The 3,221-nt window shown below is 53.2% G+C and carries 3 protein-coding genes; 2 read left to right on the top strand and 1 reads right to left on the bottom strand.

All coding sequences use genetic code 11. The features are described from left to right. Window positions 1–101: 101 nt before the first annotated feature. On the top strand, window positions 102–974 hold the full coding sequence (locus tag QZR21_RS08725) for a DMT family transporter (protein ID WP_296974985.1): 873 nt from the start codon (window positions 102–104) through the stop codon (window positions 972–974). A 66-nt stretch (window positions 975–1,040) separates the two neighbouring features. Beyond that, on the top strand, window positions 1,041–1,667 hold the full coding sequence (locus tag QZR21_RS08720) for a hypothetical protein (RefSeq protein WP_296974982.1): 627 nt from the start codon (window positions 1,041–1,043) through the stop codon (window positions 1,665–1,667). A 272-nt stretch (window positions 1,668–1,939) separates the two neighbouring features. On the opposite strand, the gene QZR21_RS08715 is transcribed toward QZR21_RS08720, so the two are convergent. Further along, window positions 1,940–3,100 carry a DHHA1 domain-containing protein gene (locus tag QZR21_RS08715; protein ID WP_296098628.1) on the bottom strand — a complete coding sequence of 387 codons (1,161 nt, stop codon included), beginning with the start codon at window positions 3,098–3,100 and terminating at the stop codon, window positions 1,940–1,942. Between the last annotated feature and the right edge of the window lie 121 nt (window positions 3,101–3,221).

Raw genomic sequence — 3,221 nt, 5'->3', positions numbered from 1 at the left:
TGCGAGTGACTCTACCCGTCAACACCGAATACCAACAGCTCACTGAAATATCGCGGTGTGGCCACCGTACATCCACGTTTGATTCTACCCAGGAGACTTTCATGTCACGAAATAAAGCTGACCTTCTTTTACTCTCTGCTGCCTTCGTATGGGGCAGTTCCTACGGTTTTATGAAAATCGGAACGGAAACCATGCCGCCCATCTGCATTGCAGCCCTTCGGTGTCTCTTTGCCTTTATCATTCTCTGCCCCCTCTTCCTGGGCCGCATGATTCGAAAGACAAACCGGGACATCCTCCTCTACAGCGCTGTCACCAGATTTCTCATTGCCGGCGTCTTTATCGGCGTCATTTACGGGGTCATCGGCACCTCCGCCTCGGCGGCAGGGTTTCTCATTTCCACTTCCGTCATCATGGTGCCCATCCTCCACGGACTGTGGATCCGAAAATGGCCATCCCTTCCTGTCATGACAGGCACCGTCATCGTCACGGCGGGTCTCGTCCTTCTGAATGGGGTCACCTCCATTTCCCTGGACAGGGGATTCATTCTCTGCCTTCTGGCGGCCTTTCTCTATGCCCTGGATATTCTTTTTACAAATACCTTCGTTTCCCGCATCGACAGCCTGCTCCTTGGCATCTGGCAGATGGGATTTGCAGGTCTCTTCGCGGGCATCATGAGCTGTATACTGGAAACGCCGGTACTGCCCTCTACGGTTCCCGAGTGGACCGCTGTTCTGGGGCTCGCCATCTTTTCTTCCGCCTACGGTTTCACGGTGCAGGCCATGGCCCAGGAATACACCACCCCCGAGCGGGCAGGATTCATTTTCTCTCTGGAGCCCGTCTTCTCCGCCCTCTTTGCCTTCGCTTTTCTTGGGGAAAATCTGGGAACCACAGGCCTTGCAGGAGCCTTCCTCATCCTCCTCGGCGTCTGGGCAGCGGGAGGAACGTTTTCTTTCCCCCTGCGGTCGAAAGATTGAAGCTTTTGCAGGTCGGCAGGAGTGTCACGAGCCTTGAGCCGGAAAGCCGCTACGCGGCAGATCCCCATGCTGGTGGATAGAGACAATGGGGCGGAGCTTCCAGATGCTCCGATTCCAGTGGCTCTGTCCCTGAAAGTCCAAAATCCATTGGGACATTTTCCCTATGCACCGGACTATACAGACAGAGAAACATCAGGAACTCTCCTTCCCATCAATCCTGCCGGGCCCATTCCACGGGGCAGGAGGAGGAAGGAATCTCCGAATATTCTCTCCCCAGTGCACCGGATACAAACCAATACCAGCGGGATTCCAAAGAAACCAGCGCAATTCCATATTCCATGGGGAATCCTTTCGGACCCGCTGCAAAAAACGCACGAAACCTGCCTGACACCACTGCCAGGCAGGTTTTCGTGCGTTTTTATGTATGGGAACACGCCAATTGCAGTATTACGAGCTGATGGTAATTTGCAATTTAAGGAAGCACTGATTAAATCGTTGTCAGATTTCATTCTTGGATTTTTATGCAATGCGAGGAATAACTCGACGCGAATAGCGAGCTATTTAAGGCAGCAGTCCTGCATAGGACTGCTGAGCCAAGATAAGTTGGCGCTTTCTCTGCACATTAAAGCGCCTTCCTTTTATTCTTGGCCGATTTATGACGAAGCAGTGCATAAAAATCCTTATAAAATCTGACTTTGCGAATTAATCAGAGCTTCCTTAGCATACTTGCGGTTAGAGTCATAGCCTTTAGCTTTGAGCCTTTAGCCTTGAGCTGATCAGCGTCTTCGACGCAAATACACCCCTTGCCCGCTTCGCGGGACTTCCCCGCAGGGTGAGCTGTCGCCGCAGGCGACTGAGGAGGTGCATTTGCCGCGCAGCGGCTGTCCAGCTCAAGGCTAAAGGCTCACTGCTCAAGGCTTGTGACTCTGACCATATTCCTGAAAGCGGGAATGCCCAATGCCCTATCACCCGTTCAGTTCATCCACCAGTTTCTCCACTTCTTCCAGGGAACACCTGAAGGAGCCCTGCATGATATCCCGTCCGCCGCCGCGGCCGTTCAGGCGGGAGTTCCATTCCTTGAGGAGGGACTTCAGGTCACTTCCTGTGCTGCCGATGGCGTAATTCAGGGATTCCCCGTCTTTCTTAGACAGGACGAAGCAGAATTCCGCTGCCCTCTGTTCCGTCAGGTATTCGCAGAACTTCCGGATTTCCATGGGCGCCATGGCTTCTTCATAGAGGAGAATGGCCTTCTTTCCCGGCGCAATGGATTCCTTCCGCATGGCAAAATAACGGCGGTTCATTTCGTTAATTTTCTGGCGAAGGTCCTCCACTTCCTTCTCCATCTTTTCTACAGCCCTCACGGTCTCATAGGGCTTTACGGAGAACCGGACCGCAATGTCCCGGTTCAGGTCGTGGATCCGGTCATAGTCTTCCATGGCCCACCGGCCGCAGGCCAGTTCAATGCGGACACCGCCTTTATGGTTCACCAGGGACAGCACCTTGATGAGCCCGATTTCTCCGGTCCGTGCTACATGGGTGCCGCAGCAGGCGCAGATATCGCCGCCCGGGAATTCCACAATCCGCACCTTTCCGGTGAGTTCGATTTTGCTCCGGTAAGGAATGGTCTTCAGTTCCTCCGGCGTGGGGAAGGAAATCTTCGTTTCCACGTTCCTGTAAATCAGGTTGTTCGCTTCCTTCTCAATGGCCAGGGCATCTTCAATGGTCATGGGACCATTGAAATCGACGGTGACCACCTTGTCCATGTGGAATCCCACATTATCGTAGCCGAATTTCTTATGCACCAGGCCGGAGTAAATATGCTCTCCTGAGTGGTTCTGCATGAAATCGAACCGCCGCTGCCAGTCGATGGTCCCGTGGACAGTACTTCCCACGGTGAGGGGCTTATCGGTGTAGTGCACCACGAGGCCCTCTTTTCTATGCACATCCATCACCTTTGCGTCTCCCAGAGTGCCATGGTCCCCGGGCTGTCCGCCGCCTTCCGGATAAAAGGCAGTGTCCTCCAGCACCACTTCATAGCCTTTCTTCCCTTTCGTGCAGCTCACCACTTTGCTGTCGAATTCTTTCCGGTAGGCATCTTTATAAAAAAGTTCATTCATTTCATCCATAGGTGTCTCCTCCTTCATAGGCCTATGATGCCATATTTCCGGATTCTCTGCAAATTGCAGTTTGTCGAGCTGTTAGAGCGAAGCTTACGGATAGAGTCATTCGTGCGGGGCTTCTAGCTCC

Origin of the sequence: uncultured Dialister sp. (assembly GCF_900541605.1) — a bacterium.
Taxonomy (GTDB): domain Bacteria; phylum Bacillota; class Negativicutes; order Veillonellales; family Dialisteraceae; genus Dialister.
Note: the sequence above shows the minus strand (reverse complement) of the source record. Positions and strands in the feature narration are given on the sequence as shown.